16 protein-coding genes are annotated in these 18,992 nt (G+C 63.0%); 8 read left to right on the plus strand and 8 right to left on the minus strand.

The annotated features are described in order from the left end of the window. Positions 1–30 precede the first annotated feature (30 nt). From J2X54_RS14245 to J2X54_RS14260, 4 genes are all read left to right on the plus strand, one after another. On the plus strand, positions 31–2,991 hold the full coding sequence (locus tag J2X54_RS14245) for a ribonucleoside-diphosphate reductase subunit alpha (RefSeq protein WP_070251387.1): 2,961 nt from the start codon (positions 31–33) through the stop codon (positions 2,989–2,991). Positions 2,992–3,120: 129 nt separating this feature from the next. Continuing rightward, positions 3,121–4,236 carry a ribonucleotide-diphosphate reductase subunit beta gene (locus J2X54_RS14250; RefSeq protein ID WP_070251389.1) on the plus strand — a complete coding sequence of 372 codons (1,116 nt, stop codon included), beginning with the start codon at positions 3,121–3,123 and terminating at the stop codon, positions 4,234–4,236. Between the two features lie 1,108 nt (positions 4,237–5,344). Continuing rightward, entirely contained in the window at positions 5,345–6,556 is a 1,212-nt protein-coding gene (locus J2X54_RS14255) for a hypothetical protein (protein ID WP_310181503.1), read from the plus strand. 73 nt (positions 6,557–6,629) lie between these two features. Next, the gene (locus J2X54_RS14260) at positions 6,630–7,163 is read left to right on the plus strand and encodes a YggT family protein (protein WP_310181504.1); all 534 of its coding nucleotides are present in this window, start codon (positions 6,630–6,632) and stop codon (positions 7,161–7,163) included. A 71-nt stretch (positions 7,164–7,234) separates the two neighbouring features. Here J2X54_RS14260 and J2X54_RS14265 read toward each other — a convergent pair whose 3' ends face one another. From J2X54_RS14265 to J2X54_RS14300, 8 genes are all read right to left on the minus strand, one after another. Continuing rightward, on the minus strand, positions 7,235–8,173 hold the full coding sequence (locus tag J2X54_RS14265; protein ID WP_070250282.1) for a carbohydrate kinase family protein: 939 nt from the start codon (positions 8,171–8,173) through the stop codon (positions 7,235–7,237). 9 nt (positions 8,174–8,182) lie between these two features. Continuing rightward, complete coding sequence (locus tag J2X54_RS14270) at positions 8,183–9,568, minus strand: DUF3426 domain-containing protein (RefSeq protein ID WP_310181506.1); 1,386 nt, start codon at positions 9,566–9,568, stop codon at positions 8,183–8,185. An 8-nt stretch (positions 9,569–9,576) separates the two neighbouring features. Continuing rightward, positions 9,577–10,509, minus strand: coding sequence for a 50S ribosomal protein L11 methyltransferase (gene prmA, locus J2X54_RS14275; RefSeq protein ID WP_310181507.1), 933 nt, complete (start codon positions 10,507–10,509; stop codon positions 9,577–9,579). Next, the gene (gene accC / locus J2X54_RS14280; protein WP_070250288.1) at positions 10,506–11,891 is read right to left on the minus strand and encodes an acetyl-CoA carboxylase biotin carboxylase subunit; all 1,386 of its coding nucleotides are present in this window, start codon (positions 11,889–11,891) and stop codon (positions 10,506–10,508) included. The genes prmA and accC overlap by 4 nt, the downstream gene beginning before the upstream one ends. Positions 11,892–12,020: 129 nt before the next feature. Then, positions 12,021–12,494, minus strand: coding sequence for an acetyl-CoA carboxylase biotin carboxyl carrier protein (accB, locus tag J2X54_RS14285; RefSeq protein WP_070250289.1), 474 nt, complete (start codon positions 12,492–12,494; stop codon positions 12,021–12,023). An 87-nt stretch (positions 12,495–12,581) separates the two neighbouring features. Further along, a complete protein-coding gene (aroQ, locus tag J2X54_RS14290; protein ID WP_070250291.1) occupies positions 12,582–13,019 on the minus strand; it encodes a type II 3-dehydroquinate dehydratase in 438 nt (145 codons plus the stop codon). 93 nt (positions 13,020–13,112) lie between these two features. Continuing rightward, the gene (locus tag J2X54_RS14295) at positions 13,113–13,655 is read right to left on the minus strand and encodes a TlpA disulfide reductase family protein (protein ID WP_310181508.1); all 543 of its coding nucleotides are present in this window, start codon (positions 13,653–13,655) and stop codon (positions 13,113–13,115) included. Beyond that, positions 13,648–14,280 carry a hypothetical protein gene (locus J2X54_RS14300; protein WP_310181509.1) on the minus strand — a complete coding sequence of 211 codons (633 nt, stop codon included), beginning with the start codon at positions 14,278–14,280 and terminating at the stop codon, positions 13,648–13,650. Before J2X54_RS14300 ends, J2X54_RS14295 begins: the two co-directional genes overlap by 8 nt. A gap of 100 nt (positions 14,281–14,380) precedes the next feature. Here J2X54_RS14300 and mpl point away from each other — a divergent pair, with 100 nt between their 5' ends. Genes mpl through J2X54_RS14320 form a run of 4 tightly spaced genes read left to right on the plus strand, consistent with a single transcriptional unit; the run spans position 14,381 to position 18,980 of the window. Next, entirely contained in the window at positions 14,381–15,757 is a 1,377-nt protein-coding gene (gene mpl / locus J2X54_RS14305) for a UDP-N-acetylmuramate:L-alanyl-gamma-D-glutamyl-meso-diaminopimelate ligase (RefSeq protein ID WP_310181510.1), read from the plus strand. Beyond that, complete coding sequence (locus tag J2X54_RS14310) at positions 15,754–16,341, plus strand: YqiA/YcfP family alpha/beta fold hydrolase (RefSeq protein WP_070250299.1); 588 nt, start codon at positions 15,754–15,756, stop codon at positions 16,339–16,341. The genes mpl and J2X54_RS14310 overlap by 4 nt, the downstream gene beginning before the upstream one ends. Positions 16,342–16,352: 11 nt before the next feature. Continuing rightward, positions 16,353–16,925, plus strand: coding sequence for a chorismate--pyruvate lyase family protein (locus J2X54_RS14315; protein ID WP_404990925.1), 573 nt, complete (start codon positions 16,353–16,355; stop codon positions 16,923–16,925). Between the two features lie 9 nt (positions 16,926–16,934). After that, positions 16,935–18,980 carry an RNB domain-containing ribonuclease gene (locus tag J2X54_RS14320; protein WP_310181513.1) on the plus strand — a complete coding sequence of 682 codons (2,046 nt, stop codon included), beginning with the start codon at positions 16,935–16,937 and terminating at the stop codon, positions 18,978–18,980. The last annotated feature ends 12 nt before the right edge of the window (positions 18,981–18,992 follow it).

Below are 18,992 nucleotides of genomic sequence, written 5' to 3' on the forward strand. Positions count from 1 at the left end.
TCGGCTGCACGCTGTTACCGGGGAGCTTTAATGCAATCTACTCAAGACACCACCTTCAATCCAGCGCTGGTCCCAGCAGCCGCTGCGAGCGCCGCCAGCAGCCCGTCCACGGCCGCCAGCGACCTCGGTGACTACCGCATCATCCGCCGTAACGGCGCGGTCGTCGCGTTTGAACCGTCGAAAATCGCGATCGCCGTGACCAAGGCCTTTTTGGCCGTGAACGGTGGCCAGGGCGCCGCCTCGGCCCGCATCCGCGAATTGGTAGAGCAGCTCACCGCCAGCGTGGTCTCGGCCCTGGTGCGCCGCCAGCCTTCGGGCGGCACCTTCCACATCGAAGACGTGCAAGACCAGGTGGAACTGGCGCTGATGCGCTCGGGCGAGCATGACGTGGCCCGCGCCTACGTGCTGTACCGCGCCAAGCACATGGAAGAGCGCCGCCTGGCCAAGGAAGCCCAAGGTGGCGCCGCCGCCATCACCGCGCCGCAAATCCACGTGCTGGAAAACGGCGAACGCAAGCCGCTGGAAATGAGCCGCGTCACGAGCCTGATCAACGCCGCCTGCATCGGCCTGGAAAAGCACGTCGATGCCGACGCCATCGTCGCCGAAACCCTGAAAAACCTGTACGACGGCGTGCCGGTCGAAGAACTGCACAAGTCGGCCATCCTGGCAGCGCGCGCGCTGATGGAAAAAGACCCGGCCTACTCGCAAGTGACGGCCCGCATCCTGCTGCACACGATTCGCAAGGAAGTCTTCGGCAAGGAAGTCGCGCAAGGCGCCGCTGCCGCCGAGTACATCACGTACTTCCCGCAATACATCGCCAACGGCATCAAGAACGAACTGCTCGACGCCAAGCTGGCCGAGTTCGACCTGGAGCGCCTGGCCAAGGCGCTGGTCGCCGACCGCGACCTGCAATTCGGTTACATCGGCCTGCAAACCCTGTACGACCGCTACTTCCTGCACGTGCGCGACGTGCGCATCGAAATGCCGCAGGCGTTCTACATGCGCGTGGCCATGGGCCTGTCGCTCAACGAACAAGACCGTGAAGCGCGCGCCATCGAGTTCTACCAGCTGCTGTCGTCGTTCGACTTCATGTCGTCCACGCCAACCCTGTTCAACTCGGGCACGCTGCGCTCGCAGCTGTCGTCGTGCTACCTGACCACCGTGTCGGACGACCTCGAAGGCATCTACGACGCCATCAAGGAAAACGCGCTGCTGGCCAAGTTTGCCGGCGGCCTCGGTAACGACTGGACGCCAGTGCGCGCCCTGGGCGCCCACATCAAGGGCACCAACGGCAAGTCGCAAGGCGTGGTGCCGTTCCTCAAAGTGGTCAACGACACCGCCGTGGCGGTCAACCAGGGCGGCAAGCGCAAGGGCGCGGTCTGCGCCTACCTGGAAACTTGGCACATGGACATCGAAGAATTCCTCGACCTGCGCAAGAACACCGGCGACGACCGCCGCCGCACCCACGACATGAACACGGCCAACTGGATTCCCGACCTGTTCATGAAGCGCGTGATGGAAAAGGGCGACTGGACCCTGTTCTCGCCATCGGACACTCCGGACCTGCACGACCTGGTCGGCAAGGCCTTCGAAAAAGCGTACGTCGCTTACGAAGCCAAAGCTGCCGCCGGCGAAATCCGCGTGTTCAAGAAAATCGCCGCGCTCGACCTGTGGCGCAAGATGCTGTCGATGCTGTTCGAAACCGGCCACCCATGGATCACCTTCAAGGACCCATGCAACATCCGTTCGCCACAGTCGCACGTGGGCATGGTCCACAGCTCCAACCTGTGCACCGAGATCACCCTGAACACCGGTCCGGACGAAATCGCCGTCTGCAACCTCGGCTCGGTCAACCTGCCGGCGCACATGAAAGAAGGCAAGCTCGATCATGTCAAGCTGCAAAAGACCATCCGCACCGCGATGCGCATGCTCGACAACGTCATCGATATCAACTACTACGCCGTCGATAAGGCCCGCAACGCCAATATGCGCCACCGTCCGGTGGGCCTGGGCGTGATGGGCTTCCAGGACTGCCTGCACATGATGCGTGTGCCGTTCGCCTCGCAGGAGTGCGTCACTTTCGCCGATACCTCGATGGAAGCGGTGTGCTACTACGCCTACCTGGCCTCGACCGAGCTGGCCGAAGAGCGCGGCCACTACGCGTCGTACAAAGGTTCGCTGTGGGACCGTGGCATCCTGCCGCAAGACTCGATCAAGCTGCTGGCCGAAGAGCGCGGCGGTTACCTCGAGCAGGACCTGTCGGCGGCCATGGACTGGACCCCGGTGCGCCAGCGCATCGCCAAGTTCGGCATGCGCAACTCGAACTGCGTGGCGATCGCCCCGACCGCCACCATCTCGAACATCATCGGCGTGTCGGCCTGCATCGAGCCGACCTTCCAGAACCTGTACGTGAAGTCCAACCTGTCGGGCGAGTTCACCGAGATCAACGGGTACCTCGTGCGTGACCTGAAGGCCCGCGAGCTGTGGGACGAAGTCATGATCGCCGACCTGAAATACTTCGACGGTTCGCTGACCAAGATCGACCGCATCCCGGACGACCTGCGTGACATCTACGCCACCGCCTTCGAAGTGTCGCCAAGCTGGCTGGTGGAAGCGGCTTCGCGTCGTCAGAAGTGGATCGATCAGGCCCAGTCGCTCAACATCTACATGGCTGGCGCCTCGGGTAAAAAGCTGGACGAGACCTACAAGCTGGCATGGCTGCGCGGCCTGAAAACCACGTACTACCTGCGCACCACCTCGGCCACCCATACCGAGAAATCGACCTCCAAGACCGGCGCCCTGAACGCTGTGGCAGTCGATGGCGGCATGTCGGCCAGCGCCAAGGCTGCGGCTCCGGTCGCGCCGGTATCGGCCGGTGTGACGGTGGCGGCGGTGTCCGCCGTCGCTGCCACCGCCGACGACGCCGATGGCGAAGCCTGCTACCTGCGTCCTGGCGACGACGGTTTCGAGGAATGCGAAGCCTGCCAATAATTTGCCACGGTGCCGTGACGGTGAACGCTATAGCCACTGCTAAGCCATCGCCGCCGTAACCGCGCACCGCTAGCCCAAGCGCCGTCCCGGGCTGCCGGGACCATACATATATATACAAGGAACTACATCATGTCGCTCTCCTGGGACGAAGACACCGCACCGGCCGCACCAGCGGCCATCAACCCTGCCGCGCTGGAAGGCGAAGGCACCACCGCCGAGCAGGTGGCGCGCCGCGTGAACGCCGACGATAAACGCATCATCAACGGCAAAACCGACGTCAACCAGCTGGTACCGTTCAAGTACAAGTGGGCGTGGGACAAGTACCTGGCCGGCTGCGCCAACCACTGGATGCCGCAGGAAGTGAACATGCAGCGCGACATCGAACTGTGGAAGAACCCGAACGGCCTGACCGACGACGAGCGTCGCCTGGTCAAGCGCAACCTCGGCTTTTTCGTCACCGCCGACTCGCTGGCCGCCAACAACATCGTGCTGGGCACCTACCGCCACATCACGGCGCCCGAGTGCCGCCAGTACCTGCTGCGCCAGGCCTTCGAGGAAGCGATCCACACCCACGCCTACCAGTACATCGTGGAGTCGCTGGGCCTGGACGAAGCCGAGATTTTCAACGCCTACAACGAAGTCAAATCGATCCGCGACAAGGATGAATTCCTGATCCCGTTCATCGAGACCCTGACCGACCCCGCCTTCACCACCGGCACCGTGGAAAGCGACCAGAAGCTGCTCAAGTCGCTGATCGTGTTCGCCTGCCTGATGGAAGGCCTGTTCTTCTACGTCGGCTTCACCCAGATCCTGGCGCTGGGTCGCCAGAACAAGATGATGGGCGCCGCCGAGCAGTACCAGTACATCCTGCGCGACGAATCGATGCACTGCAATTTCGGCATCGACCTGATCAACACCATCAAGATGGAAAATCCGCTGCTGTGGACTCCGGCCTTCAAGGAAGAGATCAAGCAGCTGTTCCTGCAGGCCGTGGACCTCGAATACGCGTACGCCGAAGACACCATGCCACGCGGCGTGCTCGGTCTGAACGCCACCATGTTCAAGGGCTACCTGCGCTTCATCGCCAACCGCCGCGCCACCCAGATCGGCCTCGAGACGCTGTTCGACCAGGAAGAAAATCCATTCCCGTGGATGAGCGAGATGATCGACCTGAAAAAAGAACGCAACTTCTTCGAGACGCGCGTGATCGAATACCAGACCGGCGGCGCGCTGAACTGGGATTAAGCTTCCGCCACGCTCCACCAAAAACCCGGCCAGCTGCGCCGGGTTTTTTTTCGTCCCGACGGCGCCGGCTTGTTCTCGTGGTGGAGATGGCCGCATCGTGCGATAGCCGAGCACCATGGATTCGGCGTGCACCCATAGCGTAAGCGCACGTCCCTCGCGATGCGGTTCGGCGTTGACGCCGCATCGAAGCGCGCCAATGCCTGCAAGGGTTTTCGTCGTCGGCGCCGAATCGCTTAACGCGGTTTTACATGATGCGGCCGCGCGGTGCGTACCTCCCAAACGCAGTAGACATGCGGTGCACCACTGCTTTGTGCTTGCCATTCGCCGGACTCTGTCTCATAATCGCGACGAATTTGAAAACGGTATGTGGCGACAGCGCGCAAGCGATGCGCGCGCGGCTGCGGATGTGGAAGCGGGTGGCGAGCGATGTGCGCGGAGCGCGTCGCAAACGCAGACACCCAGGCGGAGACTGGTGCGCTTTGAAGCGGTCAAGTTTCGTGCGGCGTGGCAGACGCGCTTCTCCACGCGGTCGAGCGCACGCGATGCGGTGCGACGGCGCGGCGCGATGGAAGCGCGGCGCGGCACGTATGTGAAATGCCGAGCATATGAAGTAAAAAAGCCGGCGATTCGCTGCTGTGCTGGTTGCGCACCGATAAGGTTTTCGTGTACTTTACGAACATGAAAAAGCGTGTATGTAAACACTGACCGCGAGACAGAATACCGGGACACTGATTCACACCTATGCACAAGACCACACCGTTTTCGAATAGCCGTCTTGCCTGACCGGGTTCAGGCCGGGCGGTTTTTTGTTTGAAGCGAAAGCGATGGTGGCTGCGACGAAGGTCATGGAGCTGAGGATACGCCCGACCTGTCGCACACGTCGCAACAAGATTTTATGCTGTACGCCGCGCCGGCCACGGACGGCGCACAGCTCGATGGCTGAAGCGCTGCACTCGTGAGGGGTTGCAGCAGTTCAGCTAGTGCCGAATTCATTAGCGCAACCGACATCGTTTGCGCCGATGAATAATTCGCCTGGCCCAATCCGGGGTCGGACGGGTTTTAAATCTTGTATGTGAATTTTCCCATCCCCGATGAAGGAGAACTAGTTATGGCAACCGCCGCAAAAAAACCAGCAGCAAAAAAGCCGGCTACTAAAGCCGCCGCGACCACCACCGCAGCCAAAAAGCCTGTCGCCGCCAAAGCAGCAGCCGCCAAACCGGCAGCGAAGCCAGTAGCGAAAAAAGCTGTTGCCGCCAAGCCGGCAGCGAAAGCCGCACCGAAGGCAGCCGCCAAGCCAGCAGCGAAAGCAGCACCGAAGGCAGCCGCCAAGCCAGCAGCTAAAGCAGCACCGAAGGCAGCTCCAAAAGCAGCAGCGAAGGCAGCTCCAAAAGCAGCCGCCAAGCCAGCAGCTAAAACAGCAGCTAAGGCAGCACCTAAGGCAGCACCTAAGGCAGCAGCCAAGCCAGTAGCGAAGAAAGCTGTCGCCGCCAAACCGGTAGCGAAAAAAGCCGCCGCCAAGCCAGCAGCGAAAGCCGCTCCGAAAGCCGCTGCCAAGCCAGCAGCGAAAGCCGCTACAAAAGCCGCCCCTAAGGCAGCAGCCAAACCAGTAGCGAAAAAAGCAGCCGCCAAGCCAGCAGCCAAAGCCGCGCCTAAAGCCGCCGCCAAGCCAGCAGCGAAAGCCGCTCCAAAAGCTGCCGCCAAGCCAGCAGCGAAAGCCGCTCCAAAAGCCGCCGCCAAACCAGCAGCCAAAGCCGCTCCTAAAGCAGCAGCCAAACCAGCCGCCAAAGCCTCTGCCAAGCCAGCCGCCAAAGCCGCTCCAAAAGCCGCCGCCAAACCAGCAGCCAAAAAAGCTGTCGCCGCTAAACCAGCAGTAAAAGCAGCAGCCAAACCGGCTGCAAAGGCCGCGGCTAAGCCAGCAGCAAAAAAGCCGGTTAAGGCTGCAGCGAAACCAGCTGCCAAGCCTGCCGCAAAAACCGCCGCCGCCAAACCGGCAGCGAAAGTTGAAGCCAAGCCAGCCGCTGCAAAACCTGTCGCCGCCAAACCAGCAGCCAAGCCAGCCGCCAAAGCAGCCGCCAAACCGGCAGCAGCACCAGCGCCTGTCACGGCAGCTCCAGCACCAGCCGTAGCTGCACCAGCAGCGCCGGCAGCCGCACCGGCACCAGCAGTGAAAAAAGCAGCAGCGCCTAAAAAGCCTGCGGCACCGAAGGAAGCTGCCGTCAAGCCAGCTGCCGCTCCGGTCGCCACGCCTGCACCTGCCGCCAAAACCGTGCCGTCGCCTGCCGCCGCATGGCCGTTCCCAACCAGCACCCGTCCTTCCTGACCGAAGGTTCGCTGAGGCAATCGAGCCGCTGTGTGAGACAATCACACAGCGGCTTTTTTATTGGAGGGACTCCGTGCTTGTAACAATACTGAAGTTGATTGTCGACGCCATTGCAGTTCTGCTCGGTTCGGCTTTACTGCTGCGTTTCTGGATGCAGGCAATCCGGGTGCGGCCACCGGCCCAGGTGGCGCAATTTACGTTCCAGTTGTCGGACTGGCTGGTGCGGCCGCTGCGGCGCGTGGTGCCGGGCATGGGCGGCTACGATTGGGCCAGCCTGATCGGCGCTTTCCTGGTGGTGCTGCTGGCCTCCTGCGTGTACTTCCTGGCGGGCTGGAATGTGCAAATGGTGCTGCTGGTGGCGCTCGAGCGCTTCCTGTCCTGGATACTGTACGGTTTCATGGCGCTGCTGGTGATCGAGGTCATCTTCAGCTGGATCAATCCGAATGCGCCGCTGGCGCCGTTCATCCGGGCGCTCAACGAGCCGCTGCTGCGTCCGATCCGCAAGGTGGTGCCGCTGATCGGCAATCTCGATCTGTCGGTGCTGGTGGCGCTGATATTGCTGCAGATCGCGCAGTTGATGCTGGGCCTGGCCTTCAACGGCCGCTGACCCGACTGCACGCAAAAAAGCCCGCGACCGGTTTGCCACCGGCGCGGGCTTTTTAACGTCTGGCTGAAAGCTTAGTAACGGTAACCGAACGCCGCCTCGAACTTGTCGGCGATCTCGGCAGCGGTCAGGCTGTGGTTCTGCGCACCCCTGCTGGCGATCTTGATCGCGCCGAGCAGGCTGGCCAGGCGGCCCGTGGTGTCCCACTTCCAGCCGTTGGTGATGCCGAACAGCAGGCCGGCGCGGTAGGCGTCGCCGCAACCGGTCGGGTCCAGCACTTCGGTGGCGGGTACCGCCGGGATCTCGATGCGCTCGCCCTTGGTATAGATTTCCGAACCCTGTTCGCCACGGGTGATGATCAGCGCGTCCACGCGGCTGGCGATGTCAGCCACGCTCAGGCCGGTGCGCTCGGTCAGCAGTTCGATTTCGTAATCGTTGGTGGTGACGTAGGTGGCCTGGTCGATGAAGGTGGTCAGCTCCTCGCCGTTGAACATCGGCAGTTGCTGGCCCGGATCGAAGATGAACGGAATTTCCAGCTTGACCAGGTCGGCCGCGTGCTTTTGCATGCCCAGGTGGCCGTCCGGCGAGATGATGGCCAGCGCGGCAGGACCGGCCTTGGCGATCTCGTTCTCGTGCGCGTACGACATCGCGCCCGGGTGGAAGGCGTTGATCTGGTTGCCGTCCTGGTCGGCCGTGACGAAGCACTGGGCGTTGTAGGCGTCATCCTTGACCAGGATGTTGTCGGTCGGGATGCCCAGCTTGGCAAAGCGTGCCATGTAAGCCGCGTTGTCCTGGCCCATCACGCCGACGATGCGGGCCTCGCCACCGAGCATCTTGAGGTTGTAGGCGATGTTGCCGGCGCAGCCGCCGAACTCGGTGCGCATGGTCGGCGCCAGGAACGACACATTAACCTTGTGCAGCTGGTCGGCCAGCAGGATGCTGTCGAAGCGGCCCGGGAATTGCAGGATGGTGTCGATCGCGAGCGAGCCGCAAATCAGGGAGGTCTGGGTCATGATGGTTCTTTATGGATAGAAGACTGCGATGTGATAACCCGATACCTTGGGCTGTTTCAGTTCAAAGTAGAGTTTGACAGGTTGTTCGCTGCGTGAGGGGAATCCCTGGGCGATATCGACTTCGCGGTCGAGATAATCGCGTGGCGCGAACACGCGGCGCAACACTGTCTTGTCGTTGGCGTCGTCCAGCACCAGTTCGATGTGCGGCCAGGCCTGGGCGCTGCCGCTGCTGTTCTTGAGGGCGGTGGCAAACGAGAACGTGTTCTCGCTCAGGGCCTGCAGCTCACCCTGTTCGATGGCCAGCTCGTCGATTTGCGACGGCAGCTCGACCTTGCAGCCGAGGGCGTTGCAGGCAGCCACCAGGGTGGGTTTCAGCGATGGCATGGCCGCTGCCAGCGGGTTGCGGAACGTGGTCAGGCCCTGCGCCGCCAGCGCACCCAGCATCAGCACGATGCCCAGGCACAGGGCGATGGTGGTGGTGCGGCCGTAGCGCTCGCGGTGGCGTTCGCGCTTGACGAAGCCGGGCTCGTCGTCGGTTTCCTCGATTTTTTCGGCTTGGTCGCGCTGCACCGGCGCAGGCGTGGCCGGCTCGAACGTATGGCGGTCGGCCGCGGGTTGGGCGGCCAGCGACTCGGTGCTGTGGAATTGCGGTTCGTCGTAGTGGCCGGCGGGCGGGGCGGAAACGGTGCGCAGCAGCGTGTGGCTCGGGGGGATGTCGTCGTAGGGCCTGGCGGCGCCGGCGGCCAGTTGCAGCAGCGCCTGCTCGTCTTCCTCGTCGAGCTCGTCCGGCGGCGGGGTGAAGTCGAGGGTTGGTTCGCGCCGCTCGTCGCCACGTGGCGTGGCTGGTTCCGGAGTGGGCGGCAAGGCCGGCGCCGGCTGGGCGGCAGCCATGCGGGCGTCCAGCGCGGCCAGTTCGGCTTCGATGGCTGCTTGCAGTTCTTCGTCGGACAGGGTGTCGCCGCTGAGCAGGTCTTGTGCGGTTGGCTCCGGAACGGGCGCGGTGATCTGCGCAACCGCTGGCAGCGGATCTGGCTGGAGCTCCGGCCAGGGCTCGGATTCCACCCCCGGCACTGGCGCTGTCGGCGCCAATGGCGCGTCATCGAACTCCAGGCTCAACGACGCCACCGAGTCCGGTAAATTGGCCGCTGCGGTCACCGGCAATGGCGGCAGCGGACCGTCATCGAGATCGTCGAAATCGAGGTTGAGATCGTTTGGTTCCGCAGTCTGGGGAAAAACCGGCGGGGAGGGCGGCGCCAGCGGCTCGAGCAGCGCCGCGTTGCCATCGAAGACTTGACTGCAGGAGCCACAGCGCACTATGCCCCCACGTAATTTCAACTGGTCATGAGCGACCCGAAATATCGTGTTGCAGTGGGGGCATTTGGTGGCAAGCGCCATGGGCTAGCTTAGCGCGCGGCGGGAACCACGTCACTGCCGAGGCGACCGTGCAGGGCAACCCAGCCATCCTGTTCGGCCCATACGCCGAGCTTGATGAACGGTGCGTAGGCAGCAGCGACTTCCTCGGCCTGGCGTGCCAGCACGCCCGACAGGATTAGTGCGCCACCGGGCGCCACCCGGCCCGACAGCATCGGCGCCATCAATTTCAACGGGCTCGACAGGATGTTGGCCACCACGATGTCGAACTTTTGCCCGGCATGCTGCGATTGCGCGAAGGTGTCGGGCAGGAAGTACGTGATCTCGCAGTGGTTGCGCTGGGCGTTCTCGGCCGCCGATTCGATCGCTTGCGGATCGATGTCCACGCCCACCACTTCGCCAGCGCCGACCTTCTTGGCCACCATGGCCAGGATGCCGGAACCACAGCCGTAGTCGAGCACGGTCTTGCCGGGCGCCGGATGCGCTTCCAGCCATTCCATGCACAGGCGCGTGGTCGGGTGACTGCCGGTGCCGAACGCCAGGCCCGGATCGAGTTCCAGGATCAGTGCGTCAGGGTCCGGCGCTTCGTGCCAGCTCGGCACGACCCAGATGTTCTTGCCGATGTGAATCGGCGCGAACTGCGATTGCGTCAGGCGTACCCAGTCCTGGTTTTCCACCTTGCGGGTGGTGAACTTGGGCAGCGTGGCCAGGCCTGCCTGGCCGGCGGCAGCTGCCACGATCACGGCCTGGTCGTCGGCTTCGTCGGTCAGGGCCACCACGCGGCTGTGGTCCCAGGCCGCTTCGGTCGGTTCCATGCCCGGTTCGCCAAACAGCGGACGCTCGGCGTCGGTGCCTTCATCGGCGTCCTCGACGGACACCGACAGCGCACCCACGTCCATCAGTGCTTCGGACAGGGCTTCGGCGTGCTCGCGCGCGATTTCAATGACGATTTCGGTCCAGCTCATTGTGGCGCTTTCGGGTTCAGGCTCAGCTTGTTCAATTCAGGCATGTCGGCCAGCTTGTGCTCGAGGTAGTGAATATTGGTGCCGCCTTCGATGAAACGGGCGTCGATCATCAGCTCGCGGTGCAGCGGGATGTTGGTCGAAATGCCTTCGACAACCATTTCCGACAGCGCGATCTGCATGCGGCGGATCGCCTGCTCGCGGGTGGCGCCGTACGAGATGACCTTGCCGATCATCGAATCGTAGTGTGGCGGCACGTAGTAGCCGGCGTAGGCGTGCGAATCGACGCGGATGCCAGGACCACCGGGTACGTGCCACGACGTGATGCGGCCCGGCGACGGCGTGAACTTGAAGGCGTCCTCGGCGTTGATACGGCACTCGATGGCGTGGCCCGACAGCATGACGTCGCGCTGGCGGAAGCGCAGCTTCTCGCCGCAGGCGATGCGGATCTGTTCCTGCACGATGTCGATGCCGGTGATCATTTCGGTGACCGGGTGTTCGACCTGGACGCGGGTGTTCATCTCGATGAAGTAGAACTCGCCGTTTTCATACAGGAACTCGAAAGTGCCGGCGCCACGGTAGCCGATCTTGCGGCAGGCTTCGGCGCAGCGGTCGCCGATCTTTTCGATCAGCTTGCGCGGGATGCCCGGCGCCGGCGCTTCTTCGATCACCTTCTGGTGGCGGCGCTGCATCGAGCAGTCGCGTTCGCCCAGCCAGACGGCATTCTTGTGTTCGTCGGCGAGGATCTGGATTTCCACGTGGCGCGGATTTTCCAGGTACTTCTCCATGTACACTTCCGGGTTGCCGAAGGCGGTACCGGCTTCGGTCTTGGTCATGGCCACGGCATTGATCAGCGCCGCTTCGGTATGCACCACGCGCATACCGCGTCCGCCACCGCCACCGGCGGCCTTGATGATGACCGGGTAACCGACCTTGCGGGCGATCTGGACGATGGCTTTCGGGTCGTCCGGCAATGCGCCTTCCGAGCCGGGCACGCACGGCACGCCAGCCTTGATCATGGTCTGCTTGGCCGAAACCTTGTCGCCCATGATGCGGATCGATTCCGAACGCGGGCCGATGAACACGAAGCCCGATTTTTCCACGCGCTCGGCGAAGTCGGCGTTTTCCGACAGGAAGCCGTAGCCGGGGTGGATCGCTTCGGCGTCGGTCACTTCGGCCGCGCTGATGATGGCCGGCATGTTCAGGTAGCTCAGCGACGATGATGCCGGGCCGATACAGACCGACTCGTCGGCCAGTTTGACGTACTTGGCGTCTTTGTCCGCTTCCGAGTGGACCACGACCGTCTTGATGCCCAGTTCACGGCAAGCGCGCTGGATACGGAGGGCAATTTCGCCACGGTTGGCAATGAGGATTTTTTCAAACATGGTAGGTTCGCGTATTTCTGTGATCACCGGCCGAGGCCGGTAACATCAAGTAGGGAGGGGATGCGGAAGACGGCGCGCCCGGCACCGACTGTGCGGCGGGGGCGGGCGCAAGGGCGTACCCTGGCCGTCTTAGCCTATCACAAACAGCGGTTGGCCGAATTCGACCGGCTGGCCGTTCTCGACCAGGATCTGGGTGATCGTGCCGGACTTGTCGGCATCGATTTCGTTGAGCAGCTTCATCGCTTCGATGATGCAGACGGTCTCGCCTTCCTTGACGGTGGCGCCCACTTCAACGAAGGCCGGCGAACCTGGCGCCGACGAACGGTAGAAGGTGCCGACCATCGGCGACTTGACGATGTGGCCGGTTGGCTCGGCAGCTACGGCAGGCGCGGCTGCTGGTGCTGCTCCGGCCGGGGCGGCGGCTGGCGCCGGCGCTGCGTGGTATTGAGGAATGCCTTGCGGCTGCATCATCACCATCTGGTTTTGCGGCATGGCCGACGATTTGACGATGCGGACTTTGCTCTCGCCTTCGGTCACTTCGAGCTCTGCGATGTCGGATTCTGCGACCAGATCGATCAAGGTCTTCAGTTTGCGTAGATCCATGTAACCCCCAGGAATATCTTGTTTTTAAGTGATGACGGCGACGCCTTTTGGGCGGAACCGCGTTAAATTGCGCGCAGATCGCGTAGATTATCGTTTTTTAAGGACGAAGTCGATGGCAAACCGATATCCTTCGATACCGAGTCCGCAGATCGTGCCAACCGCGATCGCGCTCAGGAATGAATGGTGGCGAAACGACTCGCGCTGGTAAATATTTGAAATATGTACTTCTACAAACGGGATGGCGACGCCGGCCAGGGCGTCACGCAGCGCCACGCTGGTATGCGTCAGACCGCCCGGGTTGATGACGATGGCGTCCACGCCCTCGGCACGGGCGGCGTGTATGCGGTCGATCAACGCTCCTTCGTGATTGCTTTGAAAACAAGACAATGCGGCGCCTGCGGCCTGCGCTTGCTCCCTGGCTGCGTGTTCGACATCGGCCAAGGTGGCGGCGCCATAAATCTCCGGCTCCCGGGTGCCCAGTAAATTCAGGTTGGGGCCGTTCAGGAGGAGGAGGTTTTTTGCCATGTTCGAGACTGTTTTCCGCGAAAGTTTCGCATTTTGCCGCCAACTGCTGGCATTGGCAAGAGAAAAAAATGCGTGTGGACGGGATCAACTGGATTAAAGAGAAGCCAAGTCCTTGTTCAGTTCGTCAAAGTTCAGTTTGCCCAGGTAAGTCTTCCTGACCTGGCCATCGGCGCCGATCAGCACGGTGAACGGCAGGCCGCCATTGACGTTGCCAAACTGGCGCGACAGGTCGGTGCCGCTCATGCCGGCCACCAGCACCGGGTAGGTAATTTTATACTTGGCGCTAAATTCGGCGATATTGGTGGGCGAATCGATGCCGATTCCGATAACTTGCAGCTTCTTGCCCGCTTCTCCCGACGACAGCGCGGACAGCTCCGGCATTTCCTGCACGCACGGTGCGCACCAGGTCGCCCAGAAATTGACCAGCATGGCCTTGCCCTGGTACTGCGCCAGCGGCGTCGCCTTGCCGGCAGCGTTGGGCATGGTTTGCGCCAGCAGCGTCTGCACCGGGCCGGTCACGCCGGCCGGCGCGGTGGCGGTAATGGGCGCCGCCTCTTTCTTCATGCCGGTGTAAGCACCGGCGGCGGCAAACAGGACGGCCACGCCGGCATAGACGGCAAGATGTTTTTTATTCATGGGGTTCGGATGGATAAGTAGTGTTAACTAGTAGTGCGCGCACGGCAGCGATATCGGCACGCTGCATCTTGTCGCCGCGCGGCTTGACCGCGCCACGCAAGTCGTCGAGTTCGTACAGCTCGGCATGCACGCCCTCGCCATGCCACAGGAAGCTGACGGTCTCGACCGGATCGTAGCGCGGCCCCTTGAAGTGGGGCGTTTCGGAGATCTCGATCTGCACGTTGCGGTTGAGCAGAAAAATTTCGACTTCCTTGGCGCTGTCGGCAAACAGTTGCAAATGGATGTCGTCGTGCGGGCCGGCGGTGCCGCCCAGCACGGCGCCGGTCAAGAACGGCTTGAACTGCGCCAGGTTGTCCATGATCTCGACTGCCAGCGTGCGCAGGCGGAACAGCCTGGCCGGTTGCGTGTCGGCGTGGAACAGCGACTGGTACACGCGCACTTCGGCTTCGATCTGGGCGTTATCGGGCAGAATGTTGGCGGCGGGCTGCTGGTCGCCCAGGATTTGTCTGGCGGCCTTGCGCTTGGCGGTGCCGTAGTCGGCGCCGTCCTCGGCGACCAGGCGCGCGGCGGCAGCGGCAATTTCCGCGCGCAGCAGCTGGACTTCATCGATCACGGTAGGCGTCATGGACGAGATAATACCCTGATCCGGGAAATAGGCGTCGGCTCAGGTAAAATCGTGTATTCCATCGCGCGTCTCTGCGTGCGTCCTCACAGTCTTACTCACCATGCACATACATATACTCGGCATTTGCGGCACCTTCATGGGCGGCCTGGCGGTCCTGGCAAAAGAAGCGGGCCACCGCGTGACCGGCTGCGACGCCAATGTCTATCCCCCGATGAGCACGCAACTGGAAGCCCAGGGCATCGCGTTGATCCAGGGTTTCGGCCCCGAGCAGACCGCGCTCAACCCAGATTTGTATGTGGTGGGTAACGTGGTCTCGCGCGGCAACCCGCTGATGGAAGAAATCCTCAACCGTGGCCTGCCCTACGTGTCCGGTCCGCAGTGGATGGGCGAACACATATTAAGAGACCGCTGGGTGCTGGCCGTGGCCGGCACGCACGGCAAGACCACCACCAGCGCCATGCTGACCTGGATCCTCGAAGACGCCGGCTATGCGCCGGGCTTCCTGATTGGCGGCGTGCCGCGCAACTTCGGTGTCTCCGCGCGCATCCAGGGCGATAAAGAATCGATCTTCTTCGTGATCGAGGCCGACGAGTACGACACGGCGTTTTTCGACAAGCGCAGCAAGTTCGTCCACTACCACGCCAAGACCGCCATCCTCAACAACCTCGAGTACGATCACGCCGACATCTTCCCCGACCTGGGCGCCATCGAGACCCAGTTCCACCACCTGGTGCGCACCGTGCCCGGCATCGGCCGCGTGATCCATAACGCCGACGAGGACTCGCTGGCGCGCGTGCTCAAGCGCGGCTGCTGGAGTGAACATGAAAACTTCGGCCGCGCCGAAGGCGCCGACTGGACGCTGGTCGAACACGACGACGGCAGCTTCGACGTGGTCTTCAAGGGTGAAACAGCCGGCCACGTCGCCTGGCAACTGACCGGCAAGCACAACCGCGCCAACGCGCTCGCCGCCATCGCTGCCGCCCGCCATGTCGGCGTGCCGGTGGCGCAGGCCGCGCAATCGCTGGCCACGTTCGAAAACGTCAAGCGCCGCATGGAAGTGCGCGGCGTGGTGCGCGATATCACCGTCTACGACGACTTTGCCCACCATCCCACGGCGATCGCCACCACGGTCGGTGGCCTGCGCCAGAAGCTGGGCAACAGTGATCACGCAAACAACCGCATCCTGGCCGTGCTGGAGCCGCGCTCGAACACCATGAAGCTCGGCGCCATGAAGGACGCGCTGCCGGGCAGCCTGGTCGATGCCGACCTGGTCTTCGGTTTCGGCAGCCACGAGTCGCTGGGCTGGAGCCTGGGCGATGCTTTGGCGCCGCTGGGCGACAAGGCCAGCGCCTTTGAAGACCTGGGCGCCCTGGTCGCGGCCGTGGCGCAGGCCGCGCAACCGGGCGACCACATCATCGTGATGAGCAACGGCGGCTTTGGCGGCGTTCATGCCAAGCTGTTGAAAGCGCTCGCATGATCTTGTACCTGCATGGTTTTCGTTCCTCGCCGCAGTCGATGAAGGCGCGCGTGATTGCCTCCCGCATGGCCGAACTCGGCTTGTCGGACCAACTGGCCAATCCGCAATTGCCGGCGTCGCCGAAGCTGGCGATGGAACTCGCGCTGTCGCTGGTGGCAGGCGTGCCGGCCGGCGAGTTGGCCATCATCGGCTCGTCGCTCGGTGGTTATTACGCCACCTGGCTGGCCGAGCGCCTCGGTTGCCGCGCGGTGCTGCTCAACCCGGCCGTGGTGCCGCTGAAAGATCTTGATCAGCACGTGGGCGTGACCACGCAGTACCACTCCGACGAGCCGTTCGAATTCAAGCGCGAATACATCGACGAATTGCGGGCGCTGGCGGTGGACCGCATCACCGGTCCCGAGCGCTATTTCCTGATCGCCGCCACCGGCGACGAAGTGCTGGACTATCGCGACATGGTCAAGCATTATGCGGGCGCACGCCAGCACGTGATCGACGGCAGCGACCACGGCATTACCGAGTTTGCCGAGGTTGTTCAATACCGCGACGCGGTGCTGGCGTTCTGCGGCATCGAGGCGGCAACTTGACGAGTGATCGCGTGCGCGGCGCGTCGTTGCGCCAGGCCGTGTGGCATCCGCAAGTGCTCTCGCTCAACGCGCCGCCCGTGCTGCGCGACTGGCTCACCACCGCCGGCTCACTGACTGCCAGGTTGAAAGCCTACAGCCGCGCCTTTCGCGTGCAATGCTTGCACCAGCACACGGCGCGCTGCCTGGCCGACGAAGCGGCAGCCATCGGTCTGCCCCGGCCCGGCCGGGTGTGGGAGAGGGAAGTGCTGCTGCGGTGTGATAATACGGCGGCGGTGTTTGCGCACACGGTGGTGCCGATGACGGCCACGGCCAGCGACTGGCCGCTGTTCGGTGCGCTGGGCGAGCGGTCACTGGGCACCACGCTGTTCGGCGATCCGCTGGTGCGGCGCAGTGTGCTTGAATTTGCAAAATTGCGCGAAGGTCATCCCTTGGCGCAGCGTGCGCGGGCAGCGCTTGGTGAAGAAGCGGCCCAGCCGAACATATTATATGCACGGCGCTGTTTATATCGGCGCCGGCGCGGTACCCTGCTGGTTACGGAAGTGTTCTTGCCTTCTGTGATGGAACTGAAACAAATCAATATATAAAGAAGAGCAATGAATCTATTTTTCGAAGAATCCGGCGATTTCAAGGTTGGCGCCATCATGTCGCAAGCAGGCGAGGCCTACCAGGTTGAAATGGCCAGCGGCAAGCGCACCAAGGTCAAGATCAAGGACGTGCTGCTGCAATACGAAAAGCCGTCGCCCACCGATCTGATGGATCAAGCCAAGGCCGTGTCCGCCGACATCGATCTCGACTTCCTGTGGGAAGTGGCCGGTGAAGAAGAATTCGGCTTTGCCGAGCTGGGCGCCGAGTATTTCGGCCACGCGCCGCTGCCGGCCGAAGCTGCCGGCCTGATCCTGAGTTTGCATTCGGCGCCGATTTATTTCTACAAGAAGGGCCGGGGTCGCTACAAGGCCGCCCCGGAGCAGTCGCTGCGCGCCGCCCAGGCCGGTATCGAGAAAAAGAAACAGCAGGCCGTGATCCAGGCCCAGTACGTGGAAGAACTGAAAGCAGGCAAGCTGCCCGAAGCGATGCAGCCGATCGTGCTGCAACTGCTGTTCAAGCCCGAAAAAAACGGCATCGAATACAAGGCGCTGGAAGCGGCCTGCAACGAGCTGCACACCAACCCGCAGCGCCTGATGCTCGACGTCGGTGGCCTGGCCTCGCCCAAGGACTTCCACATGGCCAGGTTCCTGTTCGAGAACTTCCCGCGCGGCGCCGGTTTCCCGGACGTGACAGTTCCCGTGCCGCCGACCAATCTGCCGGTGGCCGACGTGCAGGCATTCTCGATCGATGACGTCACCACCACCGAGATCGACGATGCGTTCTCGGTCACCCGTCTGGACGATGGCAATATCCGCATCGGCATCCACATCGCCGCACCGGGCCTGGCCATCAAGCCGGACGACGCCGTGGACAAGATGGCGCGCGCGCGCATGTCCACCGTGTATATGCCCGGCGACAAGATCACCATGCTGCCCGACAGCGTGGTCGAAGCATTCACCCTGGCCGAAGGCAAGACCTGCCCGGCGCTGTCGCTGTACGCCACCCTGAACCCGGCCGACTGGTCGGTGCTGGCCACCGAGACCCGCGCCGAGCTGGTACCGATCGCCAACAACTTGCGCCACAACGACCTCGACGACCTGGTCAACGAAGAAACCCTGGCCAGCGGCGCCGGCGACTATCCGCACAAGGAAGCGCTGGGCCTGATCTGGCAGTGGGCGCAAGTACTGGAAGCGGCGCGCATGGTCAAGCGCGAAGCGTTCGGCCTGAAGCCGGAACAGAACAACCGCGTCGATTTCAATTTCTACGTGGAAGACGACGTGGTCACCGTCAGCCGCCGCAAGCGCGGCGCGCCGCTCGACAAGATCGTCGCCGAGCTGATGATCTTCGCCAACAGCACCTGGGGCAAGCTGATGCACGACTGCGGCGTACCCGGCATTTATCGCAGCCAGGGCCAGGGCGTGGGCGGCTGGGCCGCCAAGATGCAGGTACGCATGCTCACGCACGCGGCGCCGCACCAGGGCCTAGGCGTGGACCAGTACGCGTGGAGCACGTCGCCGCTGCGCCGGTATACCGACCTGGTCAACCAGTGGCAGATTTTGGCCTGCGCCGAAAAGGGCGTGACCGCGCCGCTGGTGGCCAAGTTCAAGCACAAGGATTCGGCGCTGTTCGCCATCGTCTCGCAGTTCGACGCTGCGTACGCCGCCTACGGCGACCACCAGTCGAACATGGAACGCTACTGGTGCCTGCGCTGGCTGGGCCAGGAAAATGCGCGCCAGGTGCAAGCCGTGGTGCTCAAGGACGAAGTGCTGCGCCTGGTCGATCTGCCGCTGATCATCCGCCTGCCGGGCATGCCGTCGGTGGCGCGCGGCGCCGAGGTCAAGATCGACATCCTGCGCTGGGATGAAGTGGAGCTGACGATCGAAGCGCGCCTGCTGGAAGTACCGGCAGCCACCGCCCCGACCGGCGCCGAAGAAGACTTCGACGACGACGAAGTCGAGGTGCCGGAGGAGGCGGTCGATGCGCCCGAGGTGGCGGTGGAAGCCGAGGCCGAAGCCGAAGCACAAGCCGAAGCCGACCAGCCAGCAGCGCCATGAACACTGCAAACC

It is taken from the genome of Duganella sp. 3397, from assembly GCF_031456625.1.
GTDB classification, from domain to species: Bacteria; Pseudomonadota; Gammaproteobacteria; order Burkholderiales; family Burkholderiaceae_D; genus Rugamonas; species Rugamonas phyllosphaerae.

Excerpts from the sequence above, each read along its gene's own strand:
- J2X54_RS14245 (WP_070251387.1), top strand. The coding sequence starts at position 31 with ATGCAATCTACTCAAGACACCACCTTCAATCCAGCGCTGGTCCCAGCA.
- J2X54_RS14250 (WP_070251389.1), top strand. The coding sequence starts at position 3,121 with ATGTCGCTCTCCTGGGACGAAGACACCGCACCGGCCGCACCAGCGGCC.
- J2X54_RS14255 (WP_310181503.1), top strand. The coding sequence starts at position 5,345 with ATGGCAACCGCCGCAAAAAAACCAGCAGCAAAAAAGCCGGCTACTAAA.
- J2X54_RS14265 (WP_070250282.1), bottom strand. The coding sequence starts at position 8,173 with ATGACCCAGACCTCCCTGATTTGCGGCTCGCTCGCGATCGACACCATC.
- J2X54_RS14270 (WP_310181506.1), bottom strand. The coding sequence starts at position 9,568 with ATGGCGCTTGCCACCAAATGCCCCCACTGCAACACGATATTTCGGGTC.
- prmA (WP_310181507.1), bottom strand. The coding sequence starts at position 10,509 with ATGAGCTGGACCGAAATCGTCATTGAAATCGCGCGCGAGCACGCCGAA.
- accC (WP_070250288.1), bottom strand. The coding sequence starts at position 11,891 with ATGTTTGAAAAAATCCTCATTGCCAACCGTGGCGAAATTGCCCTCCGT.
- accB (WP_070250289.1), bottom strand. The coding sequence starts at position 12,494 with ATGGATCTACGCAAACTGAAGACCTTGATCGATCTGGTCGCAGAATCC.
- aroQ (WP_070250291.1), bottom strand. The coding sequence starts at position 13,019 with ATGGCAAAAAACCTCCTCCTCCTGAACGGCCCCAACCTGAATTTACTG.
- J2X54_RS14295 (WP_310181508.1), bottom strand. The coding sequence starts at position 13,655 with ATGAATAAAAAACATCTTGCCGTCTATGCCGGCGTGGCCGTCCTGTTT.
- J2X54_RS14300 (WP_310181509.1), bottom strand. The coding sequence starts at position 14,280 with ATGACGCCTACCGTGATCGATGAAGTCCAGCTGCTGCGCGCGGAAATT.
- mpl (WP_310181510.1), top strand. The coding sequence starts at position 14,381 with ATGCACATACATATACTCGGCATTTGCGGCACCTTCATGGGCGGCCTG.
- J2X54_RS14310 (WP_070250299.1), top strand. The coding sequence starts at position 15,754 with ATGATCTTGTACCTGCATGGTTTTCGTTCCTCGCCGCAGTCGATGAAG.
- J2X54_RS14320 (WP_310181513.1), top strand. The coding sequence starts at position 16,935 with ATGAATCTATTTTTCGAAGAATCCGGCGATTTCAAGGTTGGCGCCATC.